Origin of the sequence: Luteitalea sp. (assembly GCA_009377605.1) — a bacterium.
Lineage (GTDB): Bacteria > Acidobacteriota > Vicinamibacteria > Vicinamibacterales > Vicinamibacteraceae > WHTT01.
In genome coordinates this window covers 1-1,255 of sequence record WHTT01000207.1, presented here as the reverse complement: position 1 = coordinate 1,255, position 1,255 = coordinate 1, and the positions used below count along the sequence as shown (strand labels likewise).

2 protein-coding genes are annotated in these 1,255 nt (G+C 64.3%); both read right to left on the bottom strand.

Annotated features, from left to right (window positions below):
- Nucleotides 1-223, bottom strand: a 223-nt coding sequence (locus GEV06_28530; protein ID MPZ21798.1) for a sulfatase-like hydrolase/transferase, incomplete at its 3' end; no start/stop codon positions are given.
- A 140-nt stretch (nt 224-363) separates the two neighbouring features.
- Complete coding sequence (locus tag GEV06_28525; GenBank protein ID MPZ21797.1) at nt 364-999, bottom strand: hypothetical protein; 636 nt, start codon at nt 997-999, stop codon at nt 364-366.
- Between the last annotated feature and the right edge of the window lie 256 nt (nt 1,000-1,255).

The following is a 1,255-nucleotide window of genomic DNA, read 5'->3' as shown; positions in this document are numbered from 1 at the left end:
ACTGCGTGAAGCGCGTGCCCTCTTTGGCCAGGCGATCGATGTTGGGCGTTTCGAACCGGCGCTGCCCGTACACGCTGAGATCGCCGTAGCCGAGGTCATCGGTGTGAATGAGGAGAATGTTGGGCAAGCCGCCTTCGCGCTCTGCGCTCTGGCGCCACAAGCCAGCCTTACGTTCAGCCGCCACCGCCACCACGCAGGCGGCGACCACCACCGTGGAGACCATCAGACGTTGTAGCATGACCACAGAGAGTAACGCCGAACCGCGACAGAATGCCAGTCCATTGACGCAGGATGCGCGGGTGGCTGCAGCCGGCGCCAATGTCGTCAATTACGAGGGACCCGCGCCCCGAAAGGCGCGGCCAGTCACGACTTGACCTGCGACAGGATCGACAGCACTTGCCCGTCGGGATCCTTGAAGAAGGCCATCCACTCCTCGGTCCCGTCCTGGTGCCGGTGAATCATGTGCGGCGCGCTGATGAACTCGACGCCGCGTGCCTGCAGGTCGTCATAGGCGACATCGATGTCCGGCACGGAGAAGTAGAGAACATTCTGCTCACCCGGGCTGTCCTGCCGGCGTCGACTCAGGAAGAGACGCGTGCCGCCGCAGTCGAAGAACGCCAGGTCGCCCTCTGGGCTCGGGAACGTGTAGAGATGCGTAAGGCCGAAGACGTCGCGGTACCACGCGACCGCTTTCGACACATCCGTGACATGGCGCGCGATCTGGCCAATGCGTCCCAACTTCGAGGTCGTGGTCGTCATGGATGCACCTTTCCTGCTCACGGCGCTCTCGATCGGCGCGCCGTGCCACTTCCGCAGGGCAGCGCGGTTCTCGAGGCCGAGCTTGCCGAGTGCGTTGTCGATGTGGAACTTGACGGCATCGAGGCTGATGCCGCGCCGGCGGGCGATCTCGCGGTTCGTCATGCCGTGGCGCACCGCATGGACGATGCGCCATTCGGCGGGTGTCAGCACATCCGGGTGCGCCGGCCGGCCACGGGCCATGATGGGCTCATCCTAGCGCGCCCGGACACGAATTACCCTCCCCCCTCCTGTACCTAGAAGCTATACCGCAGGGCGAGCCGGATCTGCCGTTCGGCATACGCGTCGTACAGCTCGAAGATACGCATGAAGTCGCCCGCTTGCAGGTCGCTCTCCGGATTGCCAAACTTCGGTGTGTCGGTCACGTTGGTTGCCTCGACCCTCGCTTCCAGCCGGTGGGTTCCGCCGAGCGGGAATGCACGGAATACCGAGAGATCCA